Annotated in this window: 14 protein-coding genes; 11 read left to right on the top strand and 3 right to left on the bottom strand. The window is 48.9% G+C overall.

Annotation, left to right across the window (positions count from 1 at the left end):
• Positions 1–5: 5 nt before the first annotated feature.
• Both ACYVB1_RS21345 and porW read right to left on the bottom strand, forming a co-directional pair.
• Positions 6–2327 carry a penicillin-binding protein 1A gene (locus tag ACYVB1_RS21345; RefSeq protein WP_460925848.1) on the bottom strand — a complete coding sequence of 774 codons (2322 nt, stop codon included), beginning with the start codon at positions 2325–2327 and terminating at the stop codon, positions 6–8.
• Between the two features lie 4 nt (positions 2328–2331).
• Positions 2332–5268 (bottom strand): type IX secretion system periplasmic lipoprotein PorW/SprE, encoded by a 2937-nt coding sequence (gene porW / locus ACYVB1_RS21350; protein ID WP_460925849.1) that lies wholly within the window; start codon positions 5266–5268, stop codon positions 2332–2334.
• Positions 5269–5536: 268 nt separating this feature from the next.
• On the opposite strand from porW, the gene ACYVB1_RS21355 reads away from it, so the two are divergent.
• The 11 genes from ACYVB1_RS21355 (at position 5537) to ACYVB1_RS21405 (ending at position 14860) form a co-directional block, all read left to right on the top strand.
• On the top strand, positions 5537–5773 hold the full coding sequence (locus tag ACYVB1_RS21355; RefSeq protein WP_460925850.1) for an AtpZ/AtpI family protein: 237 nt from the start codon (positions 5537–5539) through the stop codon (positions 5771–5773).
• Between the two features lie 5 nt (positions 5774–5778).
• Entirely contained in the window at positions 5779–6162 is a 384-nt protein-coding gene (locus ACYVB1_RS21360) for a hypothetical protein (RefSeq protein WP_460925851.1), read from the top strand.
• 43 nt (positions 6163–6205) lie between these two features.
• Positions 6206–7240 carry a F0F1 ATP synthase subunit A gene (gene atpB / locus ACYVB1_RS21365; protein ID WP_460925852.1) on the top strand — a complete coding sequence of 345 codons (1035 nt, stop codon included), beginning with the start codon at positions 6206–6208 and terminating at the stop codon, positions 7238–7240.
• Positions 7241–7281: 41 nt separating this feature from the next.
• Entirely contained in the window at positions 7282–7548 is a 267-nt protein-coding gene (atpE, locus tag ACYVB1_RS21370; RefSeq protein WP_115568153.1) for an ATP synthase F0 subunit C, read from the top strand.
• A 149-nt stretch (positions 7549–7697) separates the two neighbouring features.
• Entirely contained in the window at positions 7698–8192 is a 495-nt protein-coding gene (locus tag ACYVB1_RS21375) for a F0F1 ATP synthase subunit B (protein WP_460925853.1), read from the top strand.
• 55 nt (positions 8193–8247) lie between these two features.
• Positions 8248–8805: an ATP synthase F1 subunit delta gene (gene atpH, locus ACYVB1_RS21380; protein ID WP_460925854.1), complete on the top strand. Its 558-nt coding sequence runs from the start codon at positions 8248–8250 to the stop codon at positions 8803–8805.
• 2 nt (positions 8806–8807) lie between these two features.
• Complete coding sequence (gene atpA / locus ACYVB1_RS21385; RefSeq protein WP_460925855.1) at positions 8808–10388, top strand: F0F1 ATP synthase subunit alpha; 1581 nt, start codon at positions 8808–8810, stop codon at positions 10386–10388.
• Positions 10389–10460: 72 nt separating this feature from the next.
• The gene (gene atpG, locus ACYVB1_RS21390) at positions 10461–11354 is read left to right on the top strand and encodes an ATP synthase F1 subunit gamma (protein WP_460925856.1); all 894 of its coding nucleotides are present in this window, start codon (positions 10461–10463) and stop codon (positions 11352–11354) included.
• A 165-nt stretch (positions 11355–11519) separates the two neighbouring features.
• Positions 11520–13226 (top strand): alkaline phosphatase PafA, encoded by a 1707-nt coding sequence (pafA, locus tag ACYVB1_RS21395; protein ID WP_460925857.1) that lies wholly within the window; start codon positions 11520–11522, stop codon positions 13224–13226.
• A 62-nt stretch (positions 13227–13288) separates the two neighbouring features.
• The gene (locus ACYVB1_RS21400; RefSeq protein ID WP_460925858.1) at positions 13289–13864 is read left to right on the top strand and encodes an inorganic diphosphatase; all 576 of its coding nucleotides are present in this window, start codon (positions 13289–13291) and stop codon (positions 13862–13864) included.
• 105 nt (positions 13865–13969) lie between these two features.
• The gene (locus tag ACYVB1_RS21405; protein ID WP_460925859.1) at positions 13970–14860 is read left to right on the top strand and encodes a UbiA prenyltransferase family protein; all 891 of its coding nucleotides are present in this window, start codon (positions 13970–13972) and stop codon (positions 14858–14860) included.
• Here the strand turns inward: ACYVB1_RS21405 and ACYVB1_RS21410 are convergent.
• Positions 14850–16367, bottom strand: a complete 1518-nt coding sequence (locus tag ACYVB1_RS21410) for an NAD(P)H-hydrate dehydratase (RefSeq protein WP_460925860.1) — start codon at positions 16365–16367, stop codon at positions 14850–14852. The genes ACYVB1_RS21405 and ACYVB1_RS21410 overlap by 11 nt on opposite strands.
• Positions 16368–16424 lie beyond the last annotated feature (57 nt).

The raw sequence follows: 16424 nt of genomic DNA on the forward strand, positions 1-16424 counted from the left end.
TAGTCTTAGATCTCAGCGTCCAAGTCAATCTCTGTCGGGAGGTTCAGAAACTCATCTTGATCAGTAGAGTCTAACGGTACCCCCTGATTGTACTTGGCACAATCTAATTCTACAGATAAAGGCGCTAAAGGTTTAGGAAACGGTTCTTTAGATACATCCAAGGACTTGTCCTGGTACACCTTCTGCATAAAAGCACCATAGATAGGCATGGCTAATTTACCACCCTGGCCTTCACTCATCGTTCTGAAGTGGATAGAACGATCTTCACCACCCACCCAGGTACCAGTAACAAGATTTGGTGTCACACCCATAAACCAGGCATCAGAATAATTCTGGGTAGTACCGGTTTTGGCACCAATCTCATTTTTAAGTCCATTACGGTAGCGCAAGCCATAGTAGGCGGTACCACCCGGCTCTGCAGCAGCTTTCAGCATGTGCACCATCATGTAGGCAGTTTCCTCACTTAACGCCTCTACTGTTTTAGGGGTGTGCTCATAAATCAGGTTCCCGTGCTTATCTTCTATCCGGGTAATGAAGTTAGGTTCTACCCAGGTACCGCCATTTACGAAAGTACCATAAGCACCCACCATATCATAAAGCGACACGTCACTTGCACCTAAGGCAAGGGAAGGCGTAGGGTCAAGCGGCGTAGTTATACCCATGCGTCTGGCTGTCTGAGCCAGCGTTTCAGCTCCCAGCTTGTTTACCAGGAAAGCAGAAATGGAATTGACAGACTCAGCAAGGGCTCTGCGCAACGTATACTTCTCACCGCTGTACTTGTTATCTGCATTATCAGGGCACCATTGCGTACCATCAGGCAGCGGCACACACACTTTCGTGTCAATCACCTCATAGCACGGATAATAGCCACTTTCAATGGCCGCCGTGTACAGAAAAGGCTTAAACGTGGAACCAGGCTGCCGTGCTCCCTGTTTCACGTGGTCGTACTTAAAGTGCTTGTAGTTGATACCTCCCACCCAGGCTTTAATATGGCCGGTCTGAGGCTCCATGGCCATGAAACCAGTCTGTAGGAAATGCTTATAGTGCTTCAGCGAATCCATTGGACTCATCATCACCTCTTTTTCACCGTCCCAGGTAAAGATTGTCATTGGGATCTTCTTGTTGAGGTAAAAATTGATAGAGTCCTCATTGCCTTCGAACAGCTGGTGCAGGCTGCGGTAACGTGCAGTCCGTTTGATGGCCTGCTGCGGAAAGCTCTTGATTTCCTGGTAATTCTGGTCCACCCAAGGGTTTCGGCCTTTCCAGTGTGCAAAGAATGCTTTCTGGCGTTCCTTCATGTGCTCAGCCACCGCCTGCTCAGCATACTGTTGCATTCTGGAGTCGATGGTGGTGTATATCCTCAGGCCATCGCCATATAAGTCGTAGCCGTTTTCGCGGCACCACTGGCGCAGAAACTTGCTGGCCTCGGTGCGGAAGTAAGGAGCCAGGCCAACGTTTTGGTTCTCTACCTTATAATCCAGGTCAATGTCCTTGTCTTTTAATTTATCGTATTCGGCCTGGTCAAGGAAGCCGTACTTTACCATCTGCGACAGCACAACATTGCGACGGCGTTTTGAATTTTCAGGGTTATAGCGGGGGCTATAGTAGGTAGGGTTTTTGAACAGCCCCACCAGCACAGCAGACTCTTGTACTTCCAGTTGCGCTGGTTTTTTATTGAAAAAGGTTTTAGATGCAGACTCTATACCAAAAGCATTACTACCAAACTCAAAGATGTTGAGGTACATCACCAGAATCTCCCGCTTGGTATAAGACTGCTCCAGCTTCACAGCCATCAGCCACTCCTTTGTCTTATGAATAAGTGTCCGAACGCCCGGCACATCGTTGAGCACGCCGTTGTTCAACTCATCACCACGCGTTCTGAAAAGGTTCTTTGCTACCTGTTGCGTCAAGGTACTACCACCTCCTTTTGACCGGCCTGTAACAATAGCAGCAGCTACACGCGCCATTGCCTCCGGGTCTATGCCAGAGTGCTCCTCAAAGCGGATGTCTTCGGTCGCTATCAGGGCATTAATCAGGTTCTCGGGCAGGTCTTCGTATTCTACCGGGGTGCGGTTCTCGCGGAAGTAGCTTCCCAACTGCACGTTGTCGGCAGAATACACAACAGATGCAAGTTCGCTTTTAGGATTCTCCAGCGCACGCGTACTAGGCAACTCTCCAAACAGGTTCAGGAAGTTGATACTAACGGCATATAGATACAGGATAAACAGGGCCAGGCCGCCAACAAAGAACAACCATAGCGCAGAAATTACTTTGGGATAAACTTTATTGGAGGTAGTGGGTGCAGATTTCTTTTGACGCGTAGCCATTTACTTAATAATTGTTTTTAAAGAAGGCCAGGTAAGCCTCCAGGTCTTTTTTCTGCAGAAACTTCTGATAGTTAGCAGAAGAGATGACAAAGGTAGTGAAATCTACTCCTCTTATTCTACCTACAGGAGCCTGCGGTGCTTTTTGTTTTATGTTATAAGTCAGTGCCAGCTTAGGATCATGAAAAGTGCGCATCAGCAGCATTGCTTTCCCGTCTGATAAAGCAACAGAATCTATCGTTAAGTTTTGATTCCTGTAATAGGTATTGTTATACTTCTCATATTTCGGCTGTACATCTTTAAAAGCAGCAGCATCAGCTGGGTAAATCAGCACAAAGTAAAAAGCTGTATCACCCGTCGCATCGTAAGCCAGCGGATCTGCAGCCGGAGCGGCAGGCACTGTCGTGCTTCCTGAATCGGCTGGTACTGCAGCTGTTGTGGCAGCAGCAAAAGGCTGTTGCGTTTCAGCAGCAACAGCAGGTGCATCTGCTGCTGCTACCGGGCTCTTCGGCTCGTCCTGCGGTTGCTGCTGTGGCTCTGCCTCCTCTGGCTGTGCCACAGGGGCAGGCGGCAGTATTTGCGGCGTAGCAGTTACCGACGCTGTAGCAGTAGCAATATTTGTGCTAACTTTTTCCTCCGGAGTCAAAGCGACAGCTGCTTTCTGTTCTTTTGGTTCTGGCGGGGCAGGAGCTTCCTGGCGCAACAAGTTCTTTTTTTCTAAATCCTGATAGGTTGCCAGCAGCTGATCAGCCTGTGGCAGCAGCGGACTTTTAGGGTAGGCCGCTTTAAACTGCTGCAGTTGCTGCCGTAGCATTTCCGGCTTCTGCGTACGGGCCGTTACCATCGTTCTCAGAAAGGCTACTTTGTCCTGAATGTCGTTCAGCGGGTATTGGCTGATGACCTGGTTCAGTATCTCTGTTGTCTTCTCATACTCGCCTCCATCATAAAAGCTGTAAGCGGAGTCGTAAAGAGCATGCGCCTTCAGGTTCTCAGCTGCGTTTTTCGACATGAAATCTGAATCATCGAGCAAACGGGCGTAGGTAGTGTTTGGAAACTCCTGCTTTACCTTATTGTAGTAAACCTGCCTTTGTGCAGCACCTCTAGCTTTACCGTAGAGCAGGTACAAACTGTAGTAAGATTCTGCGGCGTGCTCTGATTTTGGAAAGCGCTGCAGCAGTTGCAGGTATGCCTGAATAGCCCGCTCCTGGTCGTTCAGGTTTTGTGCGTATATGTTGGCCAGCCGGAAGAGCGCCTCTTCTACCAGCTTTTCCGATCGCAGCATATCAGCTGTTGTCACCGGGATATCCCTCAGGTACTGCTGTAGCTGAGCCGATGCACGTTCCTCCGGCGACGGTTGGTTTTCCTGAGCTGCTGCAGGCACAGGGGCAAGTGCCACATCTGCCGGATTACTACCGGCCTCGCCACGGGTGCGGTTACGCCAGAAGTCCTGCAGTGGCCTGTCGCCCCACCGGCGCACGAACTCAGCCCGCGCGGAGGCCATGGCCGTAGGATTATCAAAATACCACACGCCGCCTGTGCTGTTTGCTGCTGCAAAGGCATCGCTCTCCTGAGCACGTCTGTTGTTATTTCTGTTGCCTTCTTTCTCAGCCAAAAGCTGTCGCTCCTGCTGCAGTGCCATTTCCTGCTGGCGGGCCTCCTCTTCACGCTGCACCAGCGCCTCTACAAACTGCACCCGCTCTGCTTCGCTCATCCGCCCGAGGCGCTGCAGGCTATCCTGCGTCTGAATGGTGCTGTACTGCTTCGCGAAATCAGCCAACACATCCCGTCTTTCGGCCACAGCCTCATACTCCGGCGCGCGCTGCGGGTACACCTGCACGGCACTGTCGTAGTAAGCCGCGGCTAACTCATACTTTTGCAACTTATCAAAGTAAATCACTCCCGCCGAAAGGTAGCTGTAGGCTTTCTGGTTAGACTGGTTTCCTTTTGTTTTTAGCGACTGCTGCAGAAGTGCCAGCGCCTTATCATAATTTTGCTGGCGAAGCTCAAACTGCGCCATCTCATAGTAGATCCTGTCGCGGTACTCCAGGTTCTTATCGTCCTTCAGCATCTTCTGGTAATAGCCGGCAATACGCTCCTTATCCTGCTCATCCGACAGTTCAGATACCTGCCCCAGGTTCAGCCTGCTGAAGAAACCCAGGTCGTAAGGCGGGTTGCGGCGCAGTATCTTGCTGTAGTGCGCGTAAGCCTCCTTGTTCTGTTTTGTAAGCTGGTAGAGTTGGGCCAGTGTATACCGCACCCGCGACTGGTCATCTTTTTCTTCAAAATTGGGAAGCGACAGCGCCAGGTTCTCTATTACCCGCGCTGTGTCGTTCTGCAGGCGGTAGTAATGTGCCCGTGCCAGGTATAATTCACGGGCACTGGCTCTGTTCAGGCGCTCCTTGCGCAGGTACTCCGACACCTGCTGTGCGTTCTCCATCTCATCCAGTTGCATAAAGGCGCGCATCAGCCACACCAACGCCTCGTGCCTGTCATTGGCATCCTTGCTGGTGGCATTTACATATTTAAAGGTGCGCACAGCCTCTGCAAAGTTCAGCTGGTAATAGTTTGCCTTGCCTATTTCAATATAGCTGTTGTCTATCCACTTGCTGTTCTGGTGGTACTGGATGGGGTGCGAAGCTTTTTTCTTCACATCCTCTAAGTCCGCCTCAAAGGCTTTCGCCGTGGTAGAGTCGATGGTAGGGTAAAGGGAAAGTACCTGGTTGTAATCGTACTGCATCTGCTCCTGCAGCCCTTGTTCAATCAGGCGCATTTTCTCTTTGGCGAGAAAGTAGCCGTTATAACGCGCTGTGGTGTTGTGGTAGGTCTTGCTTAGCGGGTTATTACGCTCCACCGAGCATGCCGCCAGCAGCACACCAACCAGAAGAAAGAGTATGTGCAGTGAGTTTTTGTTCAAGGTAGTAGCCTGTGCAGGGTATTTTAGCACTTTATATAAGGTATAAACGTTGTAGCCTATGCTTAAAGTATGAGGCAAAGCAGCCTAAAAACTTACCTTCAACTTAAATGCAAAGCACCTCCTACAAAAATACAATAATCTGCCAATTGTAAACAAGGGACTGTTTTACAGCCTGCTATTGAACTATACAAAATTACAAATGGTTTCAGACCGGGCGATACTTTCCCGGAATGCTGCTTTTACGTACAAGCAGCAGAGTTCACTGTAAATTAAGTACCTTTGTAAATTCCTGTCAGACATGGACAATACACCGGACCAGAAGCCTAAATCCTCTCGCGGGGACAGCATCAAGCCATACGTCAAATATTCCGGTATGGCTTTTCAAATGATAGGCGCGCTGGTGCTGGCAGCATGGGCAGGCCGGTGGCTGGATGATTATGCGGGCAATGAGAAGCCTTGGATAACCATTGTGCTGCTGCTGTTGGCAGTGATAGGAACAATGGTGCTGACAATCATATCTATCAATAAAAAGTAGTATACGTGAAATTCTTTCGAAACCTGGCCATACTTACGGCTGTGCTTTGTGTTGTGATTGGTGCCCTGCTGCAGTTTACAGGTTATGCGCTGGTGCATCCGCTTGTGTGGTACACGCTTATCTTCTTCATATTTATTACGGGCTTTACCTATTACCTTGTAGCATTGGGGAACAAGAACGACCCCGAAAACCTGCATGTGTATTACTTTGCCTCCATGGGCTTCCGGATGGTGCTTAGCCTGGGGGTGGTGGCCCTGTACGTTTACTTCTTCAAAGAAAACCGCTTGATGTTCGTTTTCAACTTCTTTGCCTTTTATTTTCTCTTTACTGGGTTTGAAGTTTACAGTTTGTTGAGTAACTTGCGGCCCAATTTGAAAAAGCAGAAGTAACGGTAAGTGCTGCTTCTAAAACATTACTTCTAAATCATTCTTAATGAAGAGGTTATTCGTTCTATTGTTTTCTTTCCTAACGCTGACTGCGTTTGCTGAGGCACCTGTTGAAGGCGGAGAGTTCAAGCCAGGTGACATGATTACGCATCACATTGCCGATGATTATACCTGGCATTTCGCTGATGGGGCCGTATTGTACCTGCCGGTTATACTGGTAGACAAAGGAGAACTGAAAGTTTTCTCGTCTCACAATTTCTATAACGACAACCACGAAACAGTTCCTTATAATGGCTATGTGCTGGAGCACGGGCACATATACCGTGCTAACCAGGCCGGGGAGCCGCTGGAAGATCAGTCTGGCTTGTACGACCTCTCCATCACAAAGAACGTTGCTTCCCTGTTCATTAGTGTGGCGCTGCTATTCGGAATTTTCCTGACGATTGCTTCACGTTACAAAAAGAATGCAGGCAAGGCGCCAAGAGGTATACAGTCCTTTTTCGAACCCATCATCATCTTTGTACGCGATGATATTGCCAAAGGAAATATTGGTCCGAAGTACGAGCGCTATATGCCATACCTGCTGACCGTATTCTTCTTTATCTGGTTTAACAACCTGCTAGGCCTGATGCCAGGCGGTGCCAACTTAACAGGTAACATTGCAGTAACGCTGATTCTGGCGACCTTAACTTTACTTATCACTGTATTCAGCGGAAACAAGAACTACTGGAAGCACATTTTTGCTACACCAGGCGTACCGTTCTGGCTGGCCCCTATCATGATTCCGGTGGAACTGATCGGTATCCTGACAAAGCCTTTCTCGCTGATGGTTCGTCTTTTCGCGAACATTACGGCAGGTCACATTATCATCCTGTCGCTGTTTAGCTTAATTTTTATCTTCCAAAGCCTGGCGGTTGGTCCGCTGAGCGTAGCCTTTGCAACTTTCATGAACTTCCTAGAGTTGTTTGTGGCGCTGCTGCAGGCCTATATCTTCACCCTGCTTTCTGCGATGTACATTGGTGGCGCAGTTGAAGAGCACCATCATCACGAAGAAGAACACGCACACGAGGCAGCTCATTAAATCTGAATTTTTATTTTTTTTAACTATATATAACTACAATTATGTTATTAGCAATTTTGCTTCAAGCAGCAGCAGTAGCGACTGATTATGGTCTGGCTATCATGGGTGCCGGTATCGGTGCAGGTTTAGTAGCCCTTGGTGCTGGTTTGGGTATTGGTAGAATCGGTGGCTCTGCCATGGAGTCTATCGCTCGTCAGCCAGAGGCTAGCGGACGTATCCAGACTGCGATGATTATCGCTGCTGCCCTTATCGAAGGTGTTGCACTTTTCGGTGTGGTAGTTTGCTTGCTAATCTCTTTCTTAGGCTAATCAGCTTAAGTCTTGGTCTCACGTCCAGACGCATGGTCTGGACGCTGAGTCCAAAAATGTAGTATTGTAGTTAAACAGCTTGAGGCTGAAGTGTTGCTCCGGCGGCAACAGGCCAAATAAAAAGGAACTCATTTTCAAATTATAAAACAATGGAATTAGTAACCCCGGGTATAGGTTTGATTTTCTGGCAGACGATCACATTCCTGATCGTGCTGTTCCTGCTTAGCAAGTTCGCCTGGAAGCCTATCATGAAAGCGCTGAATGACCGCGAGGCATCCATCGAGAGCGCTCTGAGTGCAGCTGAGCAAGCGAAACTGGAGATGCAAGGACTGAAGGCTGAAAACGAGAAGCTGTTGGCAGAAGCTCGTATGGAGCGTGACAGAATCCTGAAAGAGGCAACAGAGGCAGGTAACAACCTGGTTGAGATGGCAAAGGCGAAGGCAAATGAAGAAGGAGCCCGCATGATAACCGTTGCCCGTGAAGCGATAGAAACAGAGAAGCGTGCTGCCATTGCGGATGTGAAAAGCAAGGCTGCTGCCCTTTCTATTGAAGTTGCTGAGCGTATTCTCAGAAGAGAACTTAGTGACCCTCAGGCACAGCAAGCACTGGCACAGAGCTACGTAAGCGAAGTAACACTTTCCTAAAATTACTTGATGGTGCACCACTTGCGTAAGAGGCACCAGCTATATAAAAAAGACTATGTCAGATATTAGAGTTGCTTCCCGATACGCGAAGTCGCTGATTGAACTGGCGAACGAGAAAGGAGTGTTAGAGCAGGTACACCAGGACATGCTGCTGTTCTCCAGTGTCGTTTCTCAGAACAGAGATTTTGAATTACTGCTTACGAACCCAGTTATAAAGCCAGACAAAAAGCTGGCGGTATTGCGGGGCATTTTTGGCGGCAAAGTGCAGCAAATGACACAAATGTTCTTTGACATTGTTGCAAAGAAAAACCGTGAGTCGCTGCTAACAGCTATTGCTTCCGAATTTGAGAGGCAATATAACGAACTGAAAGGCATACAGGTAGTAACCGTAAAAAGCGCTGTTGCGCTTGCTCCGGCTCAAAGAGACCAGCTTATCAAGCAGCTAACTGCTGAAACTGGTAAAATAATTCAACTGAAAGAATCAGTTGATCCGTCGCTTATCGGAGGCTTTGTGCTTCGTGTGGGCGACAAGCAAATAGACAGCTCTGTGAAGAATAGTCTTCGCAAGCTAAAAAATGATTTTAAAGACAACTCCTATATTAATCAACTATAATCATGGCAGAAGTAAGACCTGATGAAGTATCAGCCATATTAAGGGAACAGTTATCTAACTTCCGCTCTGAAGCAGAGCTACAGGAAGTAGGAACTGTACTGCAGGTAGGTGACGGTGTCGCTCGTATCTATGGACTTTCACAGGCACAGTCTGGAGAGCTCCTGGAATTTGAAAACGGACTTCAGGCACTTGTGCTGAACCTGGAAGAAGACAACGTAGGAGCCGTATTACTTGGCGACTACAGCGAAATAAAAGAAGGTGCCACTGTAAAAAGGACAAACCGTATTGCCTCTATCAAAGTAGGTGATGGCATCATAGGCCGTGTAGTAAACACGCTCGGATTGCCAATTGACGGTAAAGGACCAGTTGCCGGCGAACTGTTCGAGATGCCACTGGAGCGTAAAGCACCAGGCGTTATCTTCCGACAGCCGGTAAACGAGCCAATGCAGACGGGCATCAAAGCAATTGACTCTATGATTCCAATCGGTCGTGGGCAGCGTGAGCTTATCATCGGTGACCGCCAGACTGGTAAATCAACAGTAGCCATCGATACTATCCTGAACCAGCGCGAGTACTTCGACAGAGGCGAGCCTGTGTTCTGTATCTACGTAGCCATTGGCCAGAAAGCCTCTACTGTAGCACAAATTGTGAAGTCGTTGGAAGAAGGTGGTGCTATGGCTTATACCGTAGTAGTATCAGCATCTGCTGCTGACCCTGCTCCAATGCAGTTCTTTGCGCCGTTTACAGGTGCTGCAATCGGGGAGTTCTTCCGCGACACAGGCCGTCCGGCATTGGTGGTGTATGATGACCTTTCGAAGCAGGCCGTAGCATACCGCGAAGTATCTCTGCTTTTAAGAAGACCTCCAGGACGTGAGGCATACCCAGGAGACGTGTTCTACCTGCACTCCCGCTTGCTGGAGCGTGCAGCTAAAATAAACGCTTCTGATGAGATTGCCCGTAACATGAACGACCTTCCTGAGTCAATCAGGCACCTGGTAAAAGGTGGTGGTTCTTTAACGGCTCTTCCAATTATCGAAACACAGGCAGGTGACGTTTCTGCTTATATCCCAACAAACGTAATCTCTATTACGGATGGTCAGATATTCCTGGAGACAAACCTTTTCAACGCAGGTATCCGTCCGGCCATTAACGTAGGTATCTCTGTATCACGCGTGGGTGGTTCGGCTCAGATCAAGTCGATGAAGAAGGTAGCAGGTACCCTGAAGCTGGATCAGGCGCAGTTCCGAGAACTGGAAGCGTTTGCCAAATTCGGTTCTGACCTGGATGCGTCTACCAAGCTGACAATTGAGCGTGGTCGTCGTAACCTTGAAATCCTGAAGCAGTCCCAGCTTTCTCCTGTAGCGGTAGAAGACCAGGTAGCCATTATTTACTGTGCTACCAACGGATTGCTGGATGATGTTCCGGTTAACGAGGTAAGAGCTTTTGAGAAAGACTACCAGCGTACCCTGCGTGCACAGCACGCTGATGTGCTGAATGCCTTAAGAGCCGGTAAACTGGATGACCAGATAACAGGCACTCTGAAGCAGGTGGCAAGAGAGCTGTCCGCTAAGTACAGAAAATAGACATAGTCAAGTCAGGGTTAGCGGTTAAAAGCTTCAGGCTTGTAACCGCTAACTTTATGCTTATAAAACAATATGGCAAGTTTAAAGGAAGTTAGAAGCCGCATTACATCGGTATCTTCGACACAGCAGATTACAAAAGCCATGAAAATGGTGTCGGCTGCAAAGCTTAGACGTGCTCAGGATAATATCATGCGTATGCGCCCTTATGCGCAGCGCCTGAGTGGCATCCTGACAAACCTGTCTTCGCAAACAGAAGGTTCTGAGAATAACATATATTCTGAAAAGCGTGATGTGGTGAACAACGTGCTCATCATTGCTGTTACCTCAGACCGTGGTTTGGCTGGTGCTTTCAACACAAACATTGTGAAAGGTGTTGTAGCCCTTATCAACAGCAAGTACAGCAGCCAGGCTGCTGCAGGTAACGTAACCATACTTGCTTTAGGTAAAAAAGGGCAGGATGCCTTCAAAAAAAGAGGTGTGCCTGTAATAGAAGACTATAGTGGCGTCTTCGGAAACCTTTCGTTTGATAATGTTCGCCCTGCGGCAGAGCGTGCCATGAATGGTTTTGTGGCCAGAGAGTTTGACCAGGTGGACCTTGTTTACAATGAGTTCAAGAACGTAGCTACGCAGATTGTGCGCCAGGAGCAGTTCCTGCCAATAGAGGACAAACCGGCAGAGGCAACAGACAAAGCCGCCCTTTTAGTTGACTATACCTTTGAGCCGTCAAAGGAGCAGATCATTGAGGAACTGATTCCTAAGTCGCTGAAAATACAGGTGTATAAAGCTGTGCTGGAATCTAACGCTTCTGAGCATGGTGCCCGTATGACGGCAATGGATAAAGCAACAGAAAACGCCGGAGAGCTTCTGAAACAGCTGAAGTTAACCTATAACAGGACACGTCAGGCTGCCATCACCAAGGAAATCCTGGAGATTGTGGGAGGTGCAGAAGCGCTGGCATCAGAATAAAGAAAATCAGCTTTAAACAGCAGCGCGCATCAGCAGGTGGGCGCTGTTTGTTTTTTAGGGCAGCTGTGCAATCAAGGTTAACAAATAATTAAATAACTACAGCAGCAGCTCTAAAAGACCAGATCATGGATTACCTGTTATATATTAACAGGAAAGGAACAGAAAATGACAGAGCAACTTTACAGGGGCAACATCACAGCAAAAGCAGCAGCGGTATGTTTACTCGTGATAAGTGCATGTGCTGGTACTGCACAGACACCTAACACAGGAAGCAGTACAGCTGCGCGTGAACAGAACACGGTGAATGTGCTGCCAAAGCCAAAACTAGTAGTAGGCATTGTAGTAGACCAGATGCGATATGACTACCTGTACCGCTACTGGGACAAGTACGGCAATAGTGGCATCAAAAAGCTTGTAACGCAAGGGTTTAACTTCAAAAATAACCAGTACAGCTACGTACCTACCTATACCGGCCCTGGCCATGCCTCAGTGTACACAGGAAGTGTGCCAGCCATCAACGGCATCATCGGGAACAATTGGTACAATCGGCAGCAGAACAAAATGGTGTACTGCGTAGAAGACGAGACCGTGAACACGGTAGGAAGCGCTTCTACGGCGGGCAAAATGTCTCCTGCCAACCTGCTGACCACCACTATTACCGACGAACTGCGCCTGGCAACTAACATGGGCTCTAAAGTGATTGGTGTAGCCTTGAAGGACCGTGGCGCTATTCTACCGGCAGGACACCTGGGCAACACAGCCTACTGGTTCGACTCGCCGAGCGGAAACTGGATAACCAGCACATTTTACCGTAACGACTTGCCTCAGTGGGCGCAGGAGTTCAATAACCAGAAGTACCCGGACAAACACCTGAGCCAGCCATGGAATACATTGCTTCCGATAGAGCAGTATACAGAAAGTACCGCTGACAATATGCCTTGGGAAGAGGCACTGCCCGGGGAGCAGGAACCTGTGTTCCCGCACAACATCCCTGCCATCCGGGAGAAAGATTATGAACTGCTGCGTTCTATTCCTGCCGGCAATACCATCACAAAGGATTTTGCACTGGCAGCCTTAAGGGGCGAAAACCTTGGAAAAGGAACATATACAGATTTCCTTGCCATCAGTTTTTCTACAATTGATTATATTGGCCATAAGTTTGGACCCAACTCTGTAGAGGCGCAGGACGCATTGTTACGCTTAGACAGTGAGCTGGCAGAATTGATACAGGAAATTGAAGATGAAGTAGGAAAAGGCGAAGTGCTGTTTTTCCTGACCTCCGATCACGGCGCAGCACAGGTACCCGCTTTCCTGCAAACAATGAACATTCCGTCGGGCGTGGCAACTTCCGGCACTATAAGAGATTCTACGGAAGCTTACCTGGACAAGATGTACGGCAATGGCGCCTGGGTAGAACGCTACACGAATCAGCAGGTGTACCTGAACAGGAAGCTTATTGACAGCAAAAAGCTGGATATAGCAGACGTACAGCAGCGCGTCGCAAATTATATTATGCGTTTTGAGGCCGTGATGCGTGCAGTTCCTGCAACTGTTCTGCAGGGCACCAGCTGGAACCAGGGGATGATGGCACGCGTAGAAAATGGTTACAATGCACAGCGCTCCGGAGATGTTATCGTGCTGTTGCAGCCAGGATGGTTTGAGGGATACGGCAACGGCAAAGGCACCACCCACGGATCTTACTCCAACTACGACACGCATGTACCGCTTATCTGGTATGGATGGAACGTTAAACCGGGAGAAAGCACTGCTCCAACAGAAATTGCAGATATTGCCCCTACTATTGCACAATGGCTCTACATACAGGAGCCAAACGGAAGCGTAGGCAGACCTTTACAAGAATACATGAAATAAATACCTAATTGCCTGACGGATAAAGAAAACAGACGGCGCTTAATAACTTAAAGATAATTTATATGGAGAACAATATGGATAACAGCAACCCATGGCATAGCGTAAGCTACGGTGAGGAGGCTCCAGCAGTAGTATCAGCTATCATCGAGATTCCGAAAGGCTCTAAGGCGAAGTATGAGTTAGACAAAGAAAGCGGTATGCTGAAGCTTGACCGTGTTCTTTTCTCATCGATACATTACCCGGCAAACTATGGCTTTATTCCACAAACTTACTGCGACGACAAAGACCCGCTAGATATTCTGGTGATCTGCTCTATCGATGTGCAGCCGATGTGCCTCATCGACGCCAAGGTGATTGGAGTAATGCAGATGATCGATAACAACGAGGAAGACGACAAGATCATCGCTGTAGCGAACAATGACATGTCAGTGCGCCACATCAACGATATCTCTGAGCTGCCTCCACACACCCTGTTAGAAATGCGCCGCTTCTTTGAAGACTACAAGAAATTGGAGCACAAAGAAGTAATTGTAGAGCAATTCCTGGGTCGTGAGCATGCTTACAAAATCATCCAGGACAGCATAGACCTGTACAACACCACATTTGGCGAGCCTCAGAAAAAGGAGAAAGCGCTTTAGTAATTTTACTTTACCTGTTAAGCCTGGCGTGGATATATCTGTGCCGGGCTTTTTGTTTTAAAGCCGGATAAATAAAGGCTGACCAGTTGCGTAATGGCATATAGGATGAAGCAGCAAAGAAGCATAGCAAGAGCAGATTTTTACACACTCCTGGAGCGTGTAACAGAGGGATTGCTGTACAGCCATGTGTTTATCTCTTTCTGTGCCTACAGCCTGACAATAGAAACATACCTGCTGGCAAACGTGCCCATGTCTTTGCCTCTGGCTGCCTTTGTTTTTCTGGCCACACTCTTCACCTACAACCTGAGCAGCGTACAGAGTGTGCTGCGCTATCCACAGCCAAAAGGCGGCAGGCAAGGTGCCTCTTGGAGCCAGCGCAATAAGATGTTACTGGCAGGAGTGGGGCTGGCAAGTATTGTTGCTGCTGCGGCTGTATACATCAGCTTTGACCTGGATATAAACATCTGGTTTCTGCTGCACCTCGCTCTAATCTCCATTGGATATACCGTACCTGTCAGGCACAAGGCAAAGGTAGTAAAACCGCTACGGAGTGTCCCGCTGCTGAAAGTATTCCTGATTGCTTACGTATGGGCGGCTGTAACAGTGTTGGTTCCTTTGATGGATGCAGGTGTTCAGATGTGGGAAACAGAAGCGCTGTGGCTCTTCCTACGCCGCTTCCTGTTCATACTCGCCCTCGCCCTCCTGTTCGATATACGCGATTACAACTACGACCGTACCACCAACACCCTTACCTTTCCGGGATGGATCGGCGTGCAAAACACCCGTTTGTTCTCCCTTGGGCTGCTGCTGCTGTATGTACTGCTCTTACTAAATACCGAAAGTGGCCTGGTGCTGTGGGCTTTGATAGGCAGTGCCGTGGGGGCCGCTATGGTCATATCGCTTTCCTCTGAAAGGAAACCTCGGATATACTATGCCGTGCTGGCAGACGGTGCCATGTTGTTACATGCAGGCCTGGTTTACCTGGCTATGACATAGGCTGCTGCAGGCACAGAAAAGCCTTTGGCAGGTGGTCTATAAGATCCGAAGCCGTCATACCGATGTCTCCTACCGTCCGCAGCGCCAGATCCCCCGCAAGCCCGTGTACATACACCCCCAGGATGCAGGCCTCCTCCAGGCTGTACTGCTGCCCTACCAGCGCTGTGATAATGCCCGTCAGCACATCGCCAGTGCCACCTGTTGCCATGCCGGCATTGCCAGTAGTATTGAAATATACCTGCCCGGAAGGGGTGCCAATAGCAGTATGGCTGCCCTTTAAGGTAACATAGCACTGATATTCCTGGCAGAACTCACGGAGGTGCTGCAGGCGGTCATAGTCATTCTTTACCTTGCCAACCAAGCGCTCAAACTCTTTAGGGTGCGGCGTAAAGATGACTCTGTTCTTCGGAAGCTGCTTTTTAAGGCGGTCGCTGCCGGCAATGATGTTGATGGCATCTGCATCTATTACTAAAGGATGAGAAGAAGTGGCCAGCAGCTGCCCGATAGCTGTTTTGGTGGGAGCCTCTGTGCCTATACCGGGTCCTACGCCAATCACATCAAATTTATCTATGTTTTCAGGTAAGTCTGAAAGATGCCTGCGGTTGGGGTCTGTGAGTGTCATCGCCTCCGGCACAGCCGTCTGCAGCACTGTATACCCTACAGACGGAGCCTGTACAGTTAAAAGACCGACACCGCTTCTCAGGCAGGCTCTCGCTGCCAGTACGGCTGCTCCTATCTTGCCGTAGCCACCACAGAGCAGCAGCGCGTGTCCGTAGGTGCCTTTATGCGAAAACTTTCTGCGGGGCTTCAGCAGCCGCTGTGCATCAGACCTGCTGATATAGCACATCGATGTCTCAGCTCCTGAAATAAACCGTTCACTGAGGCCAATAGGCACCGTATGCCAGTTCCCCACATATTCCTCGTGCTGCGGCAGAAAAAAAGCCAGCTTCGGCAGCTGAAAACTGATGGTGTTGTCTGCTTTAATGATAGTGCTACCTTCCGGTGTCTGGCTGTCGGTGTAGAGGCCGGAAGGCATGTCGATGGATGTGATGCAGGCACCGCTGTTGTTCAGTTGCTCTACCAGTTCCTCATACAAACCCGTGAGGGGCCTGGTAAGGCCTGTACCAAAAAGCGCATCCACAACACAGGCTATAAGCGGCAACTCAGGTATGTCTTTCTCTTCTTCTATCCGCTGAGGCTGCACCTCATCCGGCAGGCAGTCAAGATTAGCCTTAAAATCTTTAGAGGCTTTGGCTGTATCGCCTACAATAAACACCTGCACCTTGTACTTCCGCTCATGTAAAAGACGTGCTACTGCCAATCCATCACCGCCATTGTTTCCAGGGCCGCAGAAAATAAAAACTTCCTCCATCGGTAGGAATTTATTTTCGAACCAACCTGTAAAAGCCTTTGCAGCACGCTCCATTAGCTCCAGAGAAGAGATGTTTTCCTCTTGAATGGAAAAAGCGTCAGCTTCTCTGATCTGTGCGGCGGTAAGAAGTTTCATATAAGGTGTATTTCAAGCGTCTCCTCAATATACTAAGATTTGAATATCTGGGTTCCT

It is taken from the genome of Pontibacter brevis, assembly GCF_054779655.1.